Annotated in this window: 18 protein-coding genes, 1 tRNA gene, 1 rRNA gene and 1 other annotated feature; of the genes, 9 read left to right on the top strand and 11 right to left on the bottom strand. The window is 47.0% G+C overall.

What is annotated here, in order from left to right:
• Nucleotides 1–23 precede the first annotated feature (23 nt).
• Nucleotides 24–1637 (bottom strand): hypothetical protein, encoded by a 1614-nt coding sequence (locus FFM80_RS09790; protein ID WP_137640617.1) that lies wholly within the window; start codon nt 1635–1637, stop codon nt 24–26.
• A 158-nt stretch (nt 1638–1795) separates the two neighbouring features.
• Nucleotides 1796–2467 (bottom strand): WxL domain-containing protein, encoded by a 672-nt coding sequence (locus FFM80_RS09780; RefSeq protein WP_137640616.1) that lies wholly within the window; start codon nt 2465–2467, stop codon nt 1796–1798.
• 311 nt (nt 2468–2778) lie between these two features.
• Here FFM80_RS09780 and FFM80_RS09775 point away from each other — a divergent pair, with 311 nt between their 5' ends.
• A complete protein-coding gene (locus FFM80_RS09775; RefSeq protein WP_137640615.1) occupies nt 2779–3453 on the top strand; it encodes a histidine phosphatase family protein in 675 nt (224 codons plus the stop codon).
• Here the strand turns inward: FFM80_RS09775 and FFM80_RS09770 are convergent.
• Nucleotides 3437–3919 (bottom strand): hypothetical protein, encoded by a 483-nt coding sequence (locus FFM80_RS09770; protein WP_137640614.1) that lies wholly within the window; start codon nt 3917–3919, stop codon nt 3437–3439. The genes FFM80_RS09775 and FFM80_RS09770 overlap by 17 nt on opposite strands.
• Nucleotides 3920–4100: 181 nt before the next feature.
• Nucleotides 4101–4925: an HAD family hydrolase gene (locus FFM80_RS09765; protein WP_137640613.1), complete on the bottom strand. Its 825-nt coding sequence runs from the start codon at nt 4923–4925 to the stop codon at nt 4101–4103.
• 237 nt (nt 4926–5162) lie between these two features.
• On the opposite strand from FFM80_RS09765, the gene FFM80_RS09760 reads away from it, so the two are divergent.
• From FFM80_RS09760 to FFM80_RS09740, 5 genes are all read left to right on the top strand, one after another.
• A complete protein-coding gene (locus tag FFM80_RS09760; protein ID WP_137640612.1) occupies nt 5163–6104 on the top strand; it encodes an AAA family ATPase in 942 nt (313 codons plus the stop codon).
• Entirely contained in the window at nt 6101–7102 is a 1002-nt protein-coding gene (locus tag FFM80_RS09755) for a DUF58 domain-containing protein (protein WP_137640611.1), read from the top strand. Before FFM80_RS09760 ends, FFM80_RS09755 begins: the two co-directional genes overlap by 4 nt.
• Nucleotides 7086–9272: a transglutaminase TgpA family protein gene (locus FFM80_RS09750; RefSeq protein ID WP_137640610.1), complete on the top strand. Its 2187-nt coding sequence runs from the start codon at nt 7086–7088 to the stop codon at nt 9270–9272. Before FFM80_RS09755 ends, FFM80_RS09750 begins: the two co-directional genes overlap by 17 nt.
• Before the next feature lie 113 nt (nt 9273–9385).
• Nucleotides 9386–9624 (top strand) — a binding site (T-box leader).
• A gap of 71 nt (nt 9625–9695) precedes the next feature.
• On the top strand, nt 9696–10688 hold the full coding sequence (locus FFM80_RS09745) for a ketopantoate reductase family protein (protein ID WP_137640609.1): 993 nt from the start codon (nt 9696–9698) through the stop codon (nt 10686–10688).
• Between the two features lie 76 nt (nt 10689–10764).
• Complete coding sequence (locus tag FFM80_RS09740; RefSeq protein ID WP_137640608.1) at nt 10765–11712, top strand: DMT family transporter; 948 nt, start codon at nt 10765–10767, stop codon at nt 11710–11712.
• 484 nt (nt 11713–12196) lie between these two features.
• Here FFM80_RS09740 and FFM80_RS09735 read toward each other — a convergent pair whose 3' ends face one another.
• Both FFM80_RS09735 and FFM80_RS09730 read right to left on the bottom strand, forming a co-directional pair.
• Nucleotides 12197–13147: a phosphoglycerate dehydrogenase gene (locus tag FFM80_RS09735; protein ID WP_137640607.1), complete on the bottom strand. Its 951-nt coding sequence runs from the start codon at nt 13145–13147 to the stop codon at nt 12197–12199.
• A 72-nt stretch (nt 13148–13219) separates the two neighbouring features.
• Nucleotides 13220–14920: a hypothetical protein gene (locus FFM80_RS09730; RefSeq protein WP_137640606.1), complete on the bottom strand. Its 1701-nt coding sequence runs from the start codon at nt 14918–14920 to the stop codon at nt 13220–13222.
• 229 nt (nt 14921–15149) lie between these two features.
• Here FFM80_RS09730 and FFM80_RS09725 point away from each other — a divergent pair, with 229 nt between their 5' ends.
• Nucleotides 15150–15599 carry a flavodoxin gene (locus FFM80_RS09725; RefSeq protein WP_137636345.1) on the top strand — a complete coding sequence of 150 codons (450 nt, stop codon included), beginning with the start codon at nt 15150–15152 and terminating at the stop codon, nt 15597–15599.
• A 33-nt stretch (nt 15600–15632) separates the two neighbouring features.
• Here FFM80_RS09725 and FFM80_RS09720 read toward each other — a convergent pair whose 3' ends face one another.
• Both FFM80_RS09720 and FFM80_RS09715 read right to left on the bottom strand, forming a co-directional pair.
• Nucleotides 15633–15857 carry a hypothetical protein gene (locus tag FFM80_RS09720; RefSeq protein WP_137636346.1) on the bottom strand — a complete coding sequence of 75 codons (225 nt, stop codon included), beginning with the start codon at nt 15855–15857 and terminating at the stop codon, nt 15633–15635.
• 4 nt (nt 15858–15861) lie between these two features.
• On the bottom strand, nt 15862–16614 hold the full coding sequence (locus FFM80_RS09715; RefSeq protein ID WP_137640605.1) for a type I 3-dehydroquinate dehydratase: 753 nt from the start codon (nt 16612–16614) through the stop codon (nt 15862–15864).
• Between the two features lie 209 nt (nt 16615–16823).
• Here FFM80_RS09715 and FFM80_RS09710 point away from each other — a divergent pair, with 209 nt between their 5' ends.
• On the top strand, nt 16824–18254 hold the full coding sequence (locus FFM80_RS09710; protein WP_137640604.1) for an amino acid permease: 1431 nt from the start codon (nt 16824–16826) through the stop codon (nt 18252–18254).
• Between the two features lie 195 nt (nt 18255–18449).
• Nucleotides 18450–18902 carry a MarR family winged helix-turn-helix transcriptional regulator gene (locus FFM80_RS09705; RefSeq protein WP_223877334.1) on the top strand — a complete coding sequence of 151 codons (453 nt, stop codon included), beginning with the start codon at nt 18450–18452 and terminating at the stop codon, nt 18900–18902.
• Between the two features lie 50 nt (nt 18903–18952).
• On the opposite strand, the gene FFM80_RS09700 is transcribed toward FFM80_RS09705, so the two are convergent.
• From FFM80_RS09700 to rrf, 3 genes are all read right to left on the bottom strand, one after another.
• The gene (locus FFM80_RS09700) at nt 18953–19888 is read right to left on the bottom strand and encodes a C40 family peptidase (RefSeq protein ID WP_171001077.1); all 936 of its coding nucleotides are present in this window, start codon (nt 19886–19888) and stop codon (nt 18953–18955) included.
• Nucleotides 19889–19969: 81 nt separating this feature from the next.
• Nucleotides 19970–20042: transfer RNA gene (locus FFM80_RS09695), tRNA-Thr, on the bottom strand.
• Between the two features lie 95 nt (nt 20043–20137).
• Nucleotides 20138–20231, bottom strand: a 5S ribosomal RNA gene (gene rrf, locus FFM80_RS09690); the annotation flags it as partial.

The raw sequence follows: 20231 nt of genomic DNA, 5'->3' as shown, positions 1-20231 counted from the left end.
AACGCCTTTTGACTATCTCGATACTATTGATCACTGGGCACATCCTCTAAGGTCCATGTAATCTTACCTTGATACGTTCCGGGAACCGCATCGGGACGCGTCTTCAATAAAATTCCCGTATCGTTTTTCCAAGCTTGATTACTGTCAAAGGCCGCCTGACCTTGCGCCGTCGCAATCACTGTCCCTTTGCTCGTTAAGGGCACTGCATTTTGGCCTTGATGATATTCGAGTTGACCCGCCAGTTCACCTTTTTTTGGATCTTTAAACGGTGTCACTGCAGCCAAGAGACGCCAGCTTTGCTTGACATCGCCCCGCTCATCGTTGACCTTAACTTGCCAATCATCGGTGCGCTCCGTTAATTGTGAGTGCCCGTTTAAGACGACATCTTTGAATTTCACTTGGTCTGGGACTTTTTTGAAGGCTAGATTACCCTGAACATGGACAGACACTGATAATTTCTGCGAAGTCATATTATGTCTATCAATCGAAAAGACTTCCAATTCGTGGGTACCAGGCTTTAAGTTTTTTTCATCTAAATCAAATTCAAATTTACCAGTTGCAATCTCTTCATCATTCAATTTTAAGCTTGCCAACCGATCACCTTTCCGCACGACCATAATTCGAACATTATGATCTTCCATGCTACTTTCACGTTTAATTGTACCAGTTAGTTTTAGCTTTTCATGATGTTTAATTCTAAACTCAGTTTTTGCCAATTCTAGGTGCATTGGTAAATCAGCTAATAGCATATATCTTGGCAGGACAAGGTTATGATCATGACTACCGATATAATATTTAGCTTCACCATCATCTTTCTTATTACCAACAATAATATTATCCTTTACATGATTAGCAATAACTTTTACTTCAACCATTGCCCAATCATCCTGGTCACTCAACTTAATTGGAAGTTCATATAACAGTCGTTTTTTATCTACTGAAATAGTTTCCGGCACACCTTGACTACTTAAAAACTCAGCACTTCTAAACGTGATTGCTTCCGGTGCCCTAAAATACAGCTTAACTTTTTTTGCTGTCGCAGTCCCAGTTCGATGTTTAAATTTGAATCGATAGGTCAACTCTGAATGATCCCCCAATACTGACCCAGCGCTAACCTCTTGACCATGCGCATCAATAATATCTACCGAAGTGTCGACAACTGCATTCGGCATGGCATCATTAGCATGTGACGTCGCTGTATCTGAACCACCTTCAGCCACCACTGACGGTTCACTGCTACTACTACTAGTACTCTCGCCGCTAGTTGAGACACTTGAATCACTTGAATGTTCACTCCCAGTCTTACTTGAACTAGAACTGGTCTCCTGTAATTCGCGACTACTTGAAACTGCACTGTTCTGACTAACACTACTTTCTGAACTACTTTCACGTCCAGCATGACTCTCTACACTACTAGCTGAACTTGAACTAACTTGAGATTCTGAGCTACTTGAACTTTCTACATGACTACTTAAATCGGCTGCTGAACTGCTCACAGCTGCCTGACTTTCCGATTGCTTAGTTGTTTCATCAATCTGACTACTTTCAGCTGTTGGTGTGGTGATAGCCTGTGCGGTCAATCCCCAATCCTGAATTAAACTAAGACATAATCCCACTACCATGACCCATCGCCACATCACATTTCCTCCAAATCTATCGTCATTGTCTCTAACTAAGTAACAACTGTAACCACTTTCATTTATTCAGTGTAGCGGTTGCAGGCATTTGCTGAAACACCACTCTCAGCTATGTATAACTGAGTCGCTTGCATCACGACTTAGTCATTAAATCAAGATTAGCTAGCCGGTACCATGTTCATCGTCCAGGTAATTTTCGCAGTATACGCACCCAACCGGTTCCCTTCCGGTATTGAAATACGGACATGATCCTTACCATAAGCATGGCTCGACTGACCTAACCCCGCCTTGGGATGCGCTTGAAGTACCGGACTGTCACTTTGACTTAAAGTCACTTTTTCAGGTGCAGTCGGTTTCTTGGAAACATCATTACCAGAAACCGTTCCTTGATATAAAGTCACCGTAGCCCCTTTTAATTCTTCCTTAGCCGGTTCTGGCTTTCCATTTCCCCATGTTACTGGACCAGCTGGTTTCGTTTTACGATCATGACGAACAAAGCTACCGATATTCGCCGTAACTACCCAACCGCCTTCTAATCCAGGATTCTTAACTTTTATTGGATTAGGGAGTTCCGTCACCGCCACCTCATTCAAACCTTCAGCTTTCATTTCTAAGCCTTCAAAGTTTAAAGTTGGCACTTGTGCTAGCTCTACCGTATTATCTTTACCCAAGGTCAAATTAACGTTGGCATCGGTCTGGGCGGAGGTTGAACTTTCTGGCGTCGGTCGTGTCGAGTCAGCTTTATCTGCGTTAACCAGAATTGTACAAACACTAATTCCCATACTCAACGTGGCACTCATCATAAAGACTTGTTTCGCTAATTTTTTCATCGGTTGTGCTCCTTTGCATTGGATGTTTTTTTACTGGGCCTCAGTTATCCATGCCAATATCCTAGCAGATACAATTTTAGATTGCAAGCTTAAATCTTATGTAAATCATATGAAAAATCTAATAATTATTTTGTTGGCGTCATTTATCATAAAAATATCTTTAAATTAATTGTCTCCCTCGTTCAAGACCATTATGCCTGCTAACGATTCAGCTGCAATCATTTAGTGGAAACGGTCCCAACAAAATGCTTGTTCTCACCCCCATCGCGCCGTACAATGAAGCTATGTTAACTAATCAAGGAGGCTTCGCAATGACCACAATTCATCTCTACCTAGTCCGGCATGGTCAAACCAAGCTCAACGCCGCCAGCCGTTTACAAGGCATTTATGATTCCGACTTGACCCGGCAAGGCATTCGTTCTGCCCAACGGTTAGCCCGAATGCTGGCCGACGTCTCCTTTGATGGCGCCTACGTGAGTGATCTTGGCCGGGCCCAACAAACCGCCCGGATCATCACCGCTTTACATCCCGAAATAAAAAAACCGACGATTGACGTCGGTTTAAGAGAATTCAACTTTGGTGGTCTTGAAGGGACCAAGAATCTTTGGATTGTTCAACAAGTCCGCCAACAACTTGGTCTTGGGACCTTTCTCAAGCTAATGCTCAGTAAAGAACGCTTTGCAACCTTACTCTGGGTCTTTAACTCCTTGGATAAAACACGGACTGCTGAAACGCTAGTCGGGGTCACCAATCGCATTAGCCGTACATTGCGACGCATCAGCCTCTATGAATCTAAATCCGCTAGTGGTGACAAAAACATTTTAATCGTCTCACACGGGTTGGTCCTCAGCGCCTTTTTGTATCAGCTCAGCCCGCGGGAGTTGCCCACACGCTTACTGAAAAACACGAGTGTTTCGCGGGTCGATTATACCGCTGGTCACTTTAAACTGGTCGATATCAATGTCACCCCTAAGAAACGGGCTTAATCGTATCCAACACCTGGCTGACTGGGCCCAACGTGCGAAATTGTAACCGCGCTTGAATGCCAAAGAACGCCTTGAGCTTCCGTTGTAATTCTTGACCCGTGGCATGCACGACTTCATCTGTGACCTGCGGGGCGCCAATCAACACAAGCACCTGACTACTTTTACTATCTAAATCAGGTGGTAACGGTGTCGCGGCTAATCGTAAGGTGACTTGATCAGCCGTTAGCTGAACGTCAACGGGCCGCTCACCAATGAGGGCGGCATCCCAAGCTTGCATCGCCACTTGATGACGATCACCAATCACTTGTAAGAGGTCACCTAGGGCGCTCTGCGGTTGCGCCGGCACGAGGTGGCGTTCACTTAATTGTTTTTCCACCGCAGGATTTAATTCGCGATTATCTAGACCCGTCATTGACAAGATTGCTAGTGGGACCGGTTGGTTGGCCGGTAATAACTTAATTTCCAACAGACTTCACTTCCTAAAAACACATTCCATCTTAAGTTTGCCAAATTTGACGAAAAAGTCAATTATCCTTGGCGTGCTAATACCGAAAATTTAATAATTAAACGGCCAGGACAATGGCTCCCTAGTCATGCCAAACTGTTAGGTCAATTAAAAAACTTCACGCTAAGGTGAAGTTTTTTGGTTAGGATTGGAGTTGCTTGGCAAAATAATCATCCAAGAACTTAGCCAAGCCATCATTATAATTCGTATCAGTCACATAATTAGCCGCTGATTTGACTTGTGGTAACGCATTGCCCATCGCCACTGACAGATCCGCTTCAGCCATCATGCCGACATCATTGAGCCCATCGCCAAAGACAAATGTATGCGCGGCATCGACGCCTTGCTCAGTTTGAATTTGTTTGACGGCCGTTCCTTTATCCGTATGTAACGGAATCATTTCGATATTATTCGGATTAGAAGATGATAGCCGTAACAACTTGCTATTCGTCAACTTTTCACGGGCAGAATCTAGGCGCGCCATATCTTCGCGACTTAGAATAACGCCATTGGTGATTTGATCTTCAACTGCGGCCAGTTCAGCGAAACTCTTGATTTCTTGATACCCAATCGTCGTATCGCCAGCTTCAAAGTTGGCGGCATTGCGCGCTACAAATCGGGGAATCTGTTCCGTGTAATACGCCATCTCTGGGGTAAATAACAGCATCGGTAAGTTGTCACGCCGGGCAATCAAGTAGGCCAATTCGACCGCCGCGCCGCCTAACTTGGTAACCTCACGTCCGTTTTGACCATCAAAAACCGCCCCATTCGAGGTGACTAACCGCACATCCGGGTTGACCTTCTGGCGAACTAACTTCGCTAATTCATACATCCGCCCAGTTGCAATGTAAAACAGCACATCTTGTTGCTGCAAACGCGCAATCGTGGCCTTCGTATGGTCCGAAACATATTGATGCTCAGTCAGCAAGGTGCCATCAATGTCCATGAAAACTAGATATTTTGGCATATTTTCCACTCCTTTTACATGATTACACTTCTAATTGTACGCTATTCGGTATCAGAAAGGAAATCGCTTTCAAAACGAGCCTGCTACTCCCCTTTTATTGGTGAACAGTGTATTCTGATAGTATCAAGAACATTAGGCATAGCCGTTACTTACCGGCTATGCTTAATGTAGCCAACTGAAATGACCCTAAAAACGAACCCAGTTCTCAACAAAAACATTATCCTTAGAGGTGGCATCATGGAAAATCCAGCTTTAGCAACTTTAACTGCGCAAATCAATCAAGTCGTCGTCGGTAAACCCGACGTGATCAAGCTCACGATCACCGCACTATTAGCGGGCGGCCACGTCTTATTTGAAGACGTTCCGGGCGTCGGCAAGACCACTTTGGCCCGGGCCTTAGCTCGTAGTGTGGCCGGTGATTTTAACCGGGTCCAATTCACCCCTGACCTCTTACCGAATGATATCTTGGGGGTCTCAATCTTAAATCAACAACATAATGATTTTGAATTTCACGCTGGCCCCATCTTCACGACCATGCTACTAGCAGATGAAATCAATCGGGCCACGCCGCGAACCCAATCAGCACTACTGCAGGCAATGGCCGAACGTCAAGTCACCATTGATGGCACGACTTATCCGTTACCCGCGAATTTCTTCGTCCTTGCGACCGAAAATCCTAGTGAATATGCCGGCACTTATCCATTACCGGAAGCCCAACTCGACCGTTTCTTGTTCAGCTTGCAAGTCGGCTATCCCACCGCACCAGATGAACTGGCATTATATAGTGGTGACGACCGGCAACAGACATTAGCCCAACTTCAAGCGGTCGTTTCCGAAGAGACTTTGACCGCGCTAAAACAACAAGTCACTCAGGTCAAAATCAGTCCCACCGTGGTTCAGTATGCCTTAGATTTAGTAACTGCCACCCGGCAAGATGCTGCCATTCGCTTAGGTATTAGTCCCCGGGGCGGCTTGGCTCTAATGCAAGCTAGTCGGGCGTACGCCTTACTGAATGGTCGTGATTACGTCTTACCCGCTGATATCCAGGCCCTCTTGATTCCCACGTTCAGTCACCGGCTCGTCCTCGCTAACGGGGCCCAATCACTATCGGCTAAGCAACAAGTTGTCCGCGACTTGCAAAGCAGTCTGCCGGTACCAACAAAGGGGCCAGACAAATGAACAGCTTGAAATCTATCGGCCATAACCTCATTTTTGTGGCAGTGATCGCCCTCTTTTGGGGCTATGCCCTAAGCTTTAATAACGCTACCGGTTGGGCCGTCGCTGCTAGTATCACCGGCATTGGCCTGCTAAGCGCGCTGACGCTGTTAATCCCATTGCATCGACTAACTGTCCACGCGACCTTGGTAAAGCAACAGAACCGTCAATTTTTGCAACTGACGCTCCCCGCTAAACCATGGCTGACTTGGGTGACACTCAGCTTACAGAATCCTGAGTTGACCTTACAGCCAACTGGACAGCCACAGCAATGGCAAACGACCACCCCCTTACCGCGTGGCGTCTACGATCAAGTCACGCTTAACTTACGGTTCAATGATCCATTACATCTACTCGTAAAACGACGCCGCCAAACGCTTAAAACTGCTTTAATTGTGCCACCCGTCTTAGCTTCAACGGCCGCCGCCACGATCTTTAAACAACTCGCCCCATTGATTCATGCTGCCCCGACTAATAGTAGTGACGCTAGTGGCTTTGAGACTCAAGACTTTCGGCCGTATCACCCAGGCGATCCGAGTAACCAAATTGATTGGAAACTTTCAGCAAAACAACAGACGCCCATGCTACGGGTCTTAGCTAATGACGAACCCGCGCCTTGGGGTTGGGTCTTCTTCGCCACGTCTGATACTGACTTAGAAGCACACCTAGCTGCCTTTTATACCTTTGTTCAACTAGTCAGTGACTTACCAGCCAACATTCTGTTGCTTGGAGCAACACAACAACTCAGTGCTAACGTGTTGCCAGACGCCTTTGCCAGTTATCAACCCGCCAACACTACCGCTGTGCCAGCGACCGCGCTACGACAGCATCGCATCGTCTTATTTGCCGACCACAGTGCCCAAGCACGGGCGCTTTTCGACCAACTACAAGCACAAAACTTACAAGTCACCCGGTTCGATTGGGCAGCTAAAGGAGGTGGTCCAGATGCGTCAAGGACTTAAAACATGTTGGCTTGCGTTATTAAACGGCCTACTCCTGGCGATCCCCTTAGCCACCTATACGACCGTCAACGACTTTCGACAACCGAACGCGTTACTGCTATTTTTAGTCGTTATCAGTCTAGTTGTCGTTGCTCACACTCAATGGCCGCGTGCTTGGGGGCTATGGTGGCCGCTGTATCTGCTCAGCCTAATCGGTGGCAGTTATGCCAGCTATCCTTTGGGTGAGCCACTGTCGCTAACTTGGTTCCAACATTTTAGCACCAAATTATTCCAGCAAACTAGCGCTTTTCGGGCATCCACGAGTACCCAAGCCATGCCGGTCTTACTCAGTATGTTGTTGATTATGGCTTTAGCGATTGGCTTGAGCTTATTAGCCGTGCGTTGGCAGCAACCCTTGCTCAGTATGATTGTCAGCATCGGCTATCTGCTGGCCGTCACGTTATTCGCCACCCGTAATGAAGTCTGGCCGCTAACGGGGGCAATTGGGCTAGCAACTCTATTGTTGCTGTCCTACCGTCACAGTCACTGGTCATGGCTATCACTAAGCTACGGTTTACTGGCCCTAGGGCTACTAGGTGCCGGTGCGACCGTTAATACTTGGGCGCAACCAGCAATTAATCAGCTTGCGAAGGCTAGTCTGACTTGGCGCAATCAACTTAGCAGTCGCGGCTTTTATAACTTTTTAGCTAAGTCTGCCGCTGCCAAGAAGACCGGTATCTCTGAAGATACGGCCACACTAGGCGGCTCGATTCAAGATGACAATAGTGTGGCATTTAAAGCCGTCAGCCGCAGTAATCATTATTGGCGAGTCGATACCCGAGACGAGTATTCCGGTAAAGGCTGGACGATTGCCGGTGACCAAGATGCCACTCGCAAGCCCACCACGACTTCGACCGGCTATCTAACCACCCCGACTAGCAAAAAGGATGCCGTAAAACTGACCTTTGCTAAGACCCTCACCTATCTACCAGTCGGCTACGGTGCCACCAGTTGGGCCGTCAGCGCTGCCCAGCAAAAACGTATCGGCGTCAGCTACGAACCAGAACGTGGGCGCATTTATTTAAATACTGGCAAACGCCCGCTGACTAGTGTACAAGTTCATTATCAACCACAAAAGTACACCGCCGCCCAACTAACTGCAATCACGGCCAGAGCTAACGCTGAGTTGACCGAGACTTATACGCAATTGCCCGAAGACTTACCGAAACGAATCAAGCCGCTCAGCCAAAAGCTAACGAAAACACAAACGACTGAGTACGGGCGCGTTCACGCCATTTTGACTTATCTGAAAAACAATCACCGGTTTGAATATACCAAGATTGATACGCCAACGACCCCGGCCAAACGTGATTACGTCGACTACTTTCTCTTCACTAGTCGCCGCGGTTACTGCGACAACTTTTCGACTACCATGGTCGTAATGTTGCGGACATTAGGAATTCCAACCCGCTGGGCACATGGCTTTAGCGGGGGCACTCGTGGCAAAAAAGCGGGCGATGGTCAATATCACTATCAGATTCTCAATTCCGATGCCCATTCGTGGGCGGAAGTTTATTTCGCCGGCATTGGCTGGGTCCCCTTCGACCCAACCCCCGGGTATCAAAATCCAGGAACCAAAGCTGCCAAAGAAAAAGCCGCTAAAACCGCCAGTATCAGCAGTAGTTCCAGTAGTGCCACGACTAACAGCACCAGCAGTCATACTAGTCAAGCAACGGCTAGCTCATCTAAACCGCGCCCCACTAACCAGACCAGTACCAGCACGACCACGAAACAACCCACTCACCAGTTTCGGCTAACAACGACTTGGTTACACGTTAGCCTCGGGATACTGGGCTTACTACTCATCCTATTCGCTTGGTTAGGCCGCTACTGGCTAGGTTTAATGGGGCTCAGTCTCATGCTACATTGGCATCTCGGTCGGCCAACCCAACACTATCGTTACTTGCAAGCCTGGTTCGAACACCAGCACGCCCGGCGACCAGCCGAAACGCTCAGCGATTATGCAGATACCGTCGAACAACTCTGGCCAGCATTAGCCGGTCAATTCACCAACGCTACGACCACTTATTTGGCCATTACCTTTGGGGACTATCCCGCTGATACCTTACCCGCGCAACTGCAAGCCGTAGTTACCACCTTACGGCAACATCGAAAACCAATACCGGTCTAGTCAAATCTTTGAAAAACGAGCATTAAGCCTGACTTTAGAATCTTAAGGTTTTGAAAAAAAGATTGACAGGCTGCCAACAAACGTTTAAATTAAGAGTCAATTAATATTTGATGAGAAAAGCAATGAGCAGTTCAGTAGAATGCCCCCCGCCGTTACAGCGAGTCTGAGTTGGTGTAAGCAGACCGGTGGCGTCATTTGAATATCGACTGTGAGCGTGAAGGCCAAACTAACATTAACCTTCAATGGTCGCACCCATTATCGTGCCGCGTATCGCTAGTTTCGGGTACGTTAAGGTCAGTGAGGCGACTTGCTGATAAATTCACGGTGGTAACACGCTCAAAGCGTCCGTTTGACAAGTTTTTGTCAGGCGGACGCTTTTTCTTATCTTTGTTAATAATTCAGCTCAAAGGATGGTCAATACATATGAAAGTTACAGTTTTAGGTGCTGGTGCTATGGGATTACGTTACGGGGTCTTATTACAAGCCGCTGGAAATCAAGTCGAATTCGTTGATACTTGGCAGCCAAACGTCGAAGCCATGCGCCAGCAAGGTGGCGTCTACGTTTCTCGCGATCATCAAAATCGGCATTTAGTCCCCGTTAAAGTCTGCTATCCCGAAGACTATCACGGCAATCCTGATCTCTGGGTCGTCTTCACGAAGCAGATGCAACTCGCCGACTTTCTTAAACGCACCGCCCACGCCTTCAATGATCAGCAATACGTCTTGACGTGTATGAATGGCATGGGCCACGTTGAAAAGCTATTGCAATACTTCAAACCGGACAAGCTGCTCGCCGGAACCGCTCTCGTTGCCACCGTTTTAAATGGTCCTGGTGATGTCGACTTCATCGGTCAACGCGGGGCTGGTACGATGAATCTAGCCAATTACACCGAAACACCCGATGCTATGACTCATCAGGTCGTGGCCGAACTAGAAAAATGCCAGTTTCATCCCAACTTAACGACTAATTTTAAAGGGACCTTGCTCGCTAAAGTTGTATTCAATTCCGTGGTGAATACTTTATGTACGTTATTTGAAATCACAATGGGCGAATTTGCTGACTACGCCGGGGCTGACGAGCTGAGTAAACAACTCATCAACGAAGCCTACGATGTCTGCGAACGCGATGGTGTCACGATGTTAAATACGCGAGCTGAAGAACTGGCCTCGGTCAACTACGTCAGCCAAGTCGCCAATCCGCTCCACTACCCGTCCATGTATCAAGATATGTCACACGACCGTCCTACCGAAGTCGACTACATCAACGGCTACTTAGTACGCTTAGGACAAAAATATCACTATCAAGCCAAGACCCACGCCTTTTTGACCCATCTCGTGCATCTGGCTGAACACACTCGGCAGACGGCAGCTACTCAACCTGCAGCCACCGACGCGTCAGTTAAAGCTACCGCTTAGACCGTTAGCCCCCTATTTCCCAGCTAAATACGTTACAATGTAAGTTAGCAATTTATTTAGTTTGGGAGTGAGCTTGATGCAAACGACGCAACATGAATTACGCGGCATTATTTTAGTTAGTGTTAGTGCAACCTTTTGGGGTGTCTCTGGGGCCATCGCCCAGACACTCTTCGATACCACCGATATTAATTCAATCTGGCTGACGGGAATTCGGATGTTAGGTGCGGGGATTGGCTTTCTCGTTTACAGTCTAATCATGAAAGTCGATCTCTGGTCGATCTGGCGCCATCCGGGGGATTTGCTACAAGTCGCCGCCTATACGCTGCTCGGCTTAATGCCGGTTCAGTTTACGTATTTCCTAGCGGTCGAAGCCAGTAATGCTGCGACCGCCACGATCTTACAGTTCATGGGGCCCGTCTTCATCGCCCTCTGGCTCGTCGTTGCGCACCACCAATTTCCAACCAGGAGCGAAGGGATTGCCATCTTCTTAGCCCTATTAGGCTCATTCTTACTAGTTACACATGGCAATCCTGCTGCGCTCGTCATTTCAGCTTGGGCATTACTTTGGGGGCTGCTCTCAGGCGTTAGTTCGGCAACCAATACCTTGTTACCAGCCAAGTTACTGACCAAATACAGCGCGGTCACGGTAAACACTTGGTCAATGCTGTTAGGCGGGATAATCTTCAACATGATTCAACCGTTCTGGAGTATTTCAATCCCGCTAACGGTTCTTAATGTCAGCAAATTAGGGTTCGTTATCTTATTCGGGACCCTACTGGCTTTTCTCTTTTTCTTACAAAGTTTGAACGACATTCAGCCGACTGTTGCCAGCCTATTAGATGCTTTTGAACCCTTATCCGCCACCATTATTGCGGTCGTTTGGCTCGGGGTTCAATTCGAATGGCTCGACTTGTTCGGTAGTCTCTTAATTATTAGTACCGTATTCGTTTTAGCCATTGGTCAACGTCACAATGACCGGGCAGCCGCCGACTTTCACGCCGCACGGCAACATGATGATTCATAACCTCAACGTCAAAAAGACGCTACTGCAATAATTACGCAGTAGCGTCTTTTTTGACTATCAGATTAATTAAAAGCTAGCTAGATACGCTTAGGGCTAATTGGATTAGATTGCCACTCTGGTTGGGTCAGCATCGGCTGGAACGTGGTGGCCGCGTTTATGAGCCAAAGAACGGTCTCATAAGCCGGGCTTTGACTAAGCTGAGCAGACCACTCAACTAAGTCAAACGACACCACTGAGCCAATGCTGACCCGCCCGGCGTTCGTTAATTGATTGACAAGTTATAAACTGTTTAAGCTGTAGTTTTAGCCGAGAGGTTGGGTTCTAAAATGCTCAGCCGTGTCGTTGGCCTTAGTGCGAGTGGTTTGCTCGGACTTAGGCCAAGGTCAGCTTTGAAGACCGGGCTGAGGCTTCAAAATGACCCATGGCGTTCCAGCGTTTTAGAACCCAACCGGCAGGCGGCAATTTTAACTAGCACCAAACATATCTAATAGCCGCGAGTTAAGTCAACTTGGTGATTAGCCAACTGGCCGGTCTTAATCCAAGCCGCGAAGTTAGCTACAAAGATTGGAAAGACCGTCGCTCGAAAGTGACTGATTTGACCCGAGATATGCGGCGTGATGATTACATCTGATCGTTGCCATAACGGATGATTAGCTGGCAACGGTTCTGGTTCCGTCACATCTAACACCGCCCCGCTTAGCTGGTGTTGGTCTAACGCCGCCATTAACGCCGTCGTGTCGACAGCTGGTCCACGACCGATATTGATCAATAATGGCTGTTGTCGCGTCTGTGCAAATAAAGCAGCGTTAAAGAAATGATGCGTGACGGGGGTCAATGGCAATGCATTAACGATAAAGTCGGCCCTTGCCACCGCGGACTCGCTCGCCGTTAACGCAACCGTTTCATCAAATCCAGGTGCCGGGTGACCACTGGTATTAACGCCAATCAAGTGTAGCCCAAACACCGCGGCTTTAGCCGCAATTGCTTGGCCAATTTGCCCCGTGCCAAAGACCAGTAACCGCTGACCCGTTAACGTACTAGTCGTCATTGGTAAGGTCCACTGCCGAGCGCCATTTTGATTTTGCCAAGCAGCTTGATACCCGCGCGTCACTGTTAGCATCGCACCAAGCACCGATTCACTGATGGCATCGGCGTGAATACCGCTCGTATTCGCCACCAAGACCCCTTGCGCCTGCAAATCAGCCAGCGGCAAATAATCAACGCCGGCGGAAATCACTTGCAAAAAACGTAACCGATTATCCGGCAGTGCCAAAATAGCGTTTAAAACTGGATGATAACCATACATCACCGTAACTTGTGCATAATCTTGCGGCTGGAGATCGGCCACCGGCATAAACTGCCAGTCTGGATACCTTTGTTGCAACCGCTGTAATTGAGCTGGTTTGGTTGCTTGCACCATCAAAGCTAGTGGCATCTTTATTCTTCCCTTCTAAAACACAACAGGACACAACGCTAAGCTCACGTTATGCCCTGTTTAAATTAACCCTTAATTAGTCGTCGTGGTCGTGGTATCACCGGTCGTCCCGGTCGTATCATTACCAGTCGTGGTATTATCACTCGTCCCATTACCGGTACCAGTGCCAGTCGTCTGACTGTTATCAGTGCTAGTCGTGGTGCTAGAACTATGCTTAGCTGAGCTGGTGGTTGTATCATTACCCGTACCAGTGGTCCCAGTTGAGCTAGTATCATCCGAACTCGAGTAAGTCGAATCATCGGAACTTGAGCTTTCATCAGCGGCGGAACTTGATGCTGCTGATTCACTCATTGAGCTGCTGGCAACTGAATCCGAATAAGCACTCGCACTAGCCGCAGCCGCTGAACTCTCTGACTTAGCCAAGGCTTTCCGATCAGCTTTTAAGGTCGTATAGTCGTCGGCAGCCAATTGTGACTTCGTCCGATACTTCTTCAACTGTTTCAAGACGCCATCAACTTCAAGGGTTGAAACCGTTGATTTTAGCTTATCTTTCTTGGTATACAAAGCTTTAAAATCTTTATGATCGCTTTGGACCTTTTTAACCGTTTTGCCAGTCGCTACCAGTTGAGTAGTCAACTTCTTGGTAAAGTAAGCCTTCTTTGACGTTAATCCTGAATCTTTAATCGTTGCTTGGGCAGCTTTGACCGTCTTCGTCGTTACCGCTGCCTTAATTAACTTGCCCGTATACAGGCCTTCAACCCGTGACCGTAACTTCAACATCTTGGCTGCAGTATCGTGTTGACTTTGTAAGCTAGCCTTCTCATCGGATTTCGATAATTCATCAATATAAGTTTGTAATTGAGCCAACTTATCACTTGAGGCCCCACTACGTAAGTCCCGTTGCGCATCGGTCGTATAGATCTCTTTGACGATTTCTTCAGCATTAGCCTTCGCTTGGGCCTGGGTCGTCTTCGCATGCGTCCACATGAACATAAAACCTAAAGCTGCCACGATTAAGATGCCGACTCCAGCCGCCACTAACTTGCCGCTACGATGCGACTTCGGCTTTTGATGTGGTTTAGCCGGCTTTTGTTTCTTCTTCAAATGCGGATTTTCGTTAGTCGCGCCGGTATCAGTTGTCGCTGACTCATCGGTCTCGTTATGTCGCGCCATTCGTGACATCGGTTCAGCTGACGCATCTTCGGTGTTAGCGGCGCTCCCCGCATTAGGTTGTTGATCTTCAAATAATTCTTCACGAGATAACGGAATCTGAGGTTCATCATCCGCCGAGGCCGCTTCTGAAGCATTGATTGAGATCACTGGTTGGCCATTGCCAGTAGCGGCACTCGTGGTCGTATCCATTGTTGGCATCTGCCGCCAACTGGCTGAAGACGGTGCCGATGTCGCAGAAGCCACGGTACTAGTGGCTTCACTAGTTGGTTGTGCCGCTTGTGAAGCCGCAACTGAATGAGGCGTCTCATCCAAGTCTTCAGCTGCCGTTGATTGTGCCGCTAAGCGACTGCGACGGGTTGGTAATGGGGCTTCCGTCGCTTCTGAGTCCATATTAATTACTGGTTGTTCCGAGACTTCCGAAGTCGGTTGACTGTCAGCACTTGCCGCTTGACTACTCGAACTATCAGGATCTTTCAAATCATAAGCTAATGGAATCTGTTCATTAGCCTGATCATCATTTTCATCAGGAATTGGTTCCGTAATCGAGTGCCATAACCGCTTGGCAAGCCCTTTCTTTTGACGATTATTTTTCTTTGGCAATTTTATTTCTCCTAGCTTCAAGTTTAATTTTTTTAGATGACGTCTTATGACTGATTCATTCAATAAGACGGGGACTTTAAGGTGTATTAATAGTTAAATTATAGCATGGATTGGCATTGCGAGAAACCGCACTCGGCTTGGTTATCACGAATAAATCCCCCGCCCCTTAATTTCAGCTTTAAATTCTGTTATAATCAGCATAAAGATTAGTTGAAAGCGAGGGGTTTATATGGCAACTGCTAAAGTAATTTTTGCGACAATTACAGGTAATAATGAAGACGTCGCTGATATCATCATCGAAAAGTTAGAACAACTGGGGGTTGATGTCACTAAAGAAGAAATCTCACAAGCTGATGCCAACGATTTTAAGAATTTCGATATTTGTATCGTCGTGCCTTACACTTATGATGAAGGCGCTCTACCAGAAGAAGGCCTCGACTTCTTTGACGACTTACCAGAAGTGGACCTTCATGGTAAAGTCTATGGCTGCGCGGGCTCCGGTGATACGTTCTATGACGACGATTACTGCCGGGCCGTCACTGACTTTAGCAATGCCTTTAAAAAAGCCGGTGCGACCCAAGGTGCCGACGATGTCTTCGTTAACTTAGCCCCAGAAGCTGATGACGTTAAACACCTCGATGCTTTCGCAGAAAAGTTAGTCGCAAAACAAGCTGAATAATGACGTTAAAAAATAAGCTAGCTGCCGGCTAGCTTATTTTTTTGACCGTCGTTTTAATAACCGCTGACGTAAGTAGTTATAGCTTAAGTCCACCACTAAGAATAACGCAGTGATCCCAAAAATATTCGTCAGATACATCTGCCAATGGTAACCGACCTTGGCAATCCACAGATCATAAGGACCCTGGATTAATAAAAAGTAAATCGCCAGTGTCTGAATAATCGTACTCGTATGGCGCCATATCGAACGCATTTGCATGCCGCTAACCCCTTCCCGCTGATGATAAGGTCTGTAACGTTTGTTTTAATTGACTGACTGGTAACTGACCACGACCATCGCCATGCCCAACTTGACCAAATGTCAACGCCGAGCCGATGAGTTGCCCGCTAACGCTGCTATAACGCCCCCAGGCCCCATTAGCAGTAGCAATCAGGGGTAGCGTCACCTTGGTCCGGGCTTGCGCCGTCGCCGTCATCAAGGTCAAGACATCTAAAGCGGTCTGGGCATTAATCGTGACCCGGGCAATATCCGCCCCAGCGGCCGCCATTGCTTGATAAGTGGCGACTAAATCGGCAAGTTCTGGCGTAGCAGCCGTCGTCGTTTGACTCAAAATCAACCGAATCTGCGTCGCCCGCATTTGCTTGGTCAACGGCATAAACGCAGCCGCATTGACCATCGATAAGTCAATATCGACCGCATCAACCGCCCGATTATTAACCAACGTCTGATAAAGTTGGTAATACGCGTCAGCATCAGCTACGGTCGATGCGGTCAACTTGGCAATGACCGGAATCGTTCCTAACACTTGACGCAATTGAGTCGCCGTATTAATCAGCTCGGCGCGATTATCTAATTCCGTGTATTGATCTAACCGCCATTCGACGATTTGCGCTGCTGACGTCAAGACTTGTGCTGCTTGTCCTAATAAAATGGCCCGGGTACTCCCCGTCAAAGTGACGCCAATCTTTGGTAAACCAGTGCCCAACGTCATCGTTCCAATTGTTACCGTTTGCATGCTTTCTTCCCCGCTTCCAGTCCGGTTAAATCACTACCGGCCGTATCTCATACCTTAATAATAGCAAACTTTCGCCAAACTGACACCAATTGCTCATTTTATTAATGACTTTGTAAAGCGCTTTTAATATTGAAAAAATAAGCTTGTCACCGCTTCCATTTCCGATTTAAAATTAAGTTGTCTATAATCTAAAAAAAGGAGTTCAAGCTATGAAAACTGAAAAGCAGTTACGATGGTCAAACATCGCCTTAATTGCGTTTGTGGCCGTTTGGGGCTTGGGTAACGTTGTTAACAACTTTGCGTTGCAAGGGTTATCCGTCGTCACCTCCTGGGTCCTCATCATGATCATCTACTTCGTCCCCTATACGTTAATCGTGGGGCAATTAGGCTCAACGTTTAAAGAAGCCGAAGGGGGCGTTTCTTCGTGGATCCGAGCGACCAGTACAAAACGGCTGGCTTATTACGCCGCCTGGACGTACTGGATCGTCCACATTCCTTACTTAGCTCAAAAGCCACAAGGAATTCTCATCGCCTTTAGTTGGCTATTCAAGGGCAACGGGAACTTTGTCAACAATACGCCCGCCATGGTCGTCCAAGCGATTTGTTTAGCGCTATTTTTATTCTTCTTATGGATTGCGTCGCTTGGCTTAACCACCCTGAAACGGATTGGGAGTGTTGCTGGGACCGGGATGTTCATCATGTCGATTCTTTTCATCATCTTAGCGGTCTCAGCGCCCATGATGACAACGGCCACGGTGCAGACACCGAACATGCTCTCGTTTAAATCCTACTTACCAAAGTTCGATTTCGCCTACTTCACCACGATTTCCATGTTAGTTTTCGCGGTCGGCGGTTCCGAAAAGATTTCACCCTATGTCAATAAGACCAAGAACCCCGGGCGTGAATTTCCACTTGGAATGCTGATCTTAGCTGGGATGGTTGCCGTTTGTGCGTTGTTAGGGTCATTTGCAATGGGGATGTTGTTTAATGCCAACCACATTCCTAAGGACCTGATGGCTAACGGTGCCTACTATGCTTTCCAACGGTTAGGTACCTTCTATCACGTTGGGAACCTCTTCTTAATTCTTTATGCAATCGCCAATGTCTTAGCGCAGATTTCAGCGTTGGCTTTCTCAATCGATGCCCCATTAAAGATTTTATTAGGTGATGCCGATCCCGAATTCGTCCCAAAGAAGTTAAGCAAGATGAACAAAAAAGATGTCCCCGTCAATGGCTATATTATGACTGGGATCCTAGTCAGCATTTTAATTATCATTCCCGCGCTTGGAATTGGTAATATGAATGAGCTTTATAACTGGCTACTAAACTTAAATTCCATTGTGATGCCAATGCGTTATCTCTGGGTCTTCTTGGCTTACATTCTCTTGAACCAACATCTCAAACAATTCAAGAGCGATTACATGTTCTTAAAGAACCCACTTACGGGTAAGCTAGTCGGCGCTTGGTGCTTCTTCTTTACCGCCTTCGCTTGTATCTTAGGGATGGTGCCAAAAACTTCCCTCGCAGCTAACCCTAGCGGCTGGTGGTTCCAATTAGCTTTAAACATTGCCACACCGATTATCTTTGTTGGCTTGGGCATGATTTTACCATTGATTGCTCGGCGTCATCAAACTGCATAATCTAAAATAAGTAACGACCGAAACCTTAGATTTTAAGGATTCGGTCGTTTTTTGCTAGTTTGGAGTTGAATTTTTATACTTTAGAGTCATTTGGCGTTATCATTCACTATGTAGATATAAATTGACTAATGTTATAATTAATTTTATGCAATTAAATGTTCTATCAGGAACTTCGAAATACGAGGAGGATATAGGATGAACGGATCGCCTAAAATGTTAGATGATTTTTTAAAGTATTACGCTACGGTCTTGCGCTACATGGATGACTTTATTTCCGAACCGATTAGTCGTTATCATATGACCTTCGATGCCTTTCTAATCATGCATGAAATTGGAACAAGTACCAAGCCGATTTTATTGATGGATATCGCTGACAGTCATCATGTCTCACGGAGTGCCATTTCCCGCCAAATCAGTACTCTGCTTAAATATGACTACGTCTACCAAGTTGCTAATCCCGCAGACCGGCGGCAAAAGAGTCTGTTATTAACCGAAAAGGGCCAAGCAACCGATAAACAGTTGATTCAAGACATTCAACTCGTATTCGACCAGTGGATTGATCAACTAGGTCGCGATCGTATTAAAACCATGTTAACTTTCTTTGATGACTTTACTCATCAAGTCATTGCGTCCAAATCTAAGGACTAAAAAATCCCAGTCATGACTAGTCTAGCTAATCATGACTGGGATTTTCTGTTCTAATGCATTCGAATACTAAATTGGGGCTTACGGGCCTTAATTCGGCTCACGTGAACGCTTTTACCCGCTTCTTCGATTAATTGCCCATGACCGATTGCCATGGCAACATGGTACGTATATTGGTCACCTGGATGGCGCCAGAATAGCAGATCCCCGGTTCGAGCAGCACTAACTGCCCGATGGTTGCCTAGTTTTTCTTGTACCCCGGTCATCCCACCAATGTCGCGCTGTTCGACATCTAAGTACACTTGGTTCACAAAACTTGCACAATCCAGGCCGCCAAAAGCATCCCGGCCCGCATAACGATACGGGACACCTAAATAGCATTTGGCATCCGCAACCAAGCGCGTGGTCCGTTTACCATGGGTCGGGATGTTTCCTTTAAATGGCCGGTTGTGTTTGGCACTGATGGTTTTGCCGTTTAATGTCACTCGACTGGTCTTTAAATGGACCGTCAAGCGCTGCTTTTGATAATAAAAACTAACGTTGTTGGCTTTAGAATAGTGAACCCGTACCGACCGCTTTCCGGCCATTACCCGTGTGCCATGGCCTTTCTTGAGCTGATGATAAGCCACTAGATACGGCCCATAGACCGTTCGATCATTATAGACATAGATCTGGCCATTAGTTAGTTGCCGGACATTTAACCAATGTTTTGCATAATGATTGAATTTTTGCGTCTGTGCTTGCTGGTAGAACATTAGGCTAACGTTACGCGCTTGGCCTTGTGCCGTCTTGGTCACAAAAACCGATTTATATCGACTCACGCGGCGTTCAAATGACTGAGTCGCATCTTGACGTTCCTGTAAAGCTAATTGTCCTTCTCGGGCAAACATCGTCTGATAACTCGCCTGAGCAGGCGTCAGACTAAACAAGCCCCCACCTAATAAGGTCCCAGCTAGCAATAACCCCCACTTAATCCCCGTATATTTCAATAAAAGCGCCTCCAAAGTTTTAGAAAAAACAAACGTGACCAAGTCGATTGACTCGGCCACGCTCGCTTTTAATCTCATCTAAGCCGTTTAGCGGATTTGAACCGCTGACCTCTTCCTTACCATGGAAACGCTCTACCTGCTGAGCTAAAACGGCATTTCTTTTCCTTAAATAGTATACCAAACCTGTCTTTAAATGTAAGGACTTTTAGGTACTAAAAAAGGGAATCGATTACTCGATTCCCTTCGTTTGCATGGCAACGTCCTATCCTCGCAGGGAGCGATCCCCCAACTACTCTCGGCGCTAAGAAGCTTGACTTCTGTGTTCGACATGGGAACAGGTATA

Source organism: Lactiplantibacillus dongliensis, assembly GCF_005405105.1.
GTDB classification, from domain to species: Bacteria; Bacillota; Bacilli; order Lactobacillales; family Lactobacillaceae; genus Lactiplantibacillus; species Lactiplantibacillus dongliensis.
This window is presented reverse-complemented; position numbering and strand designations above follow the sequence as displayed.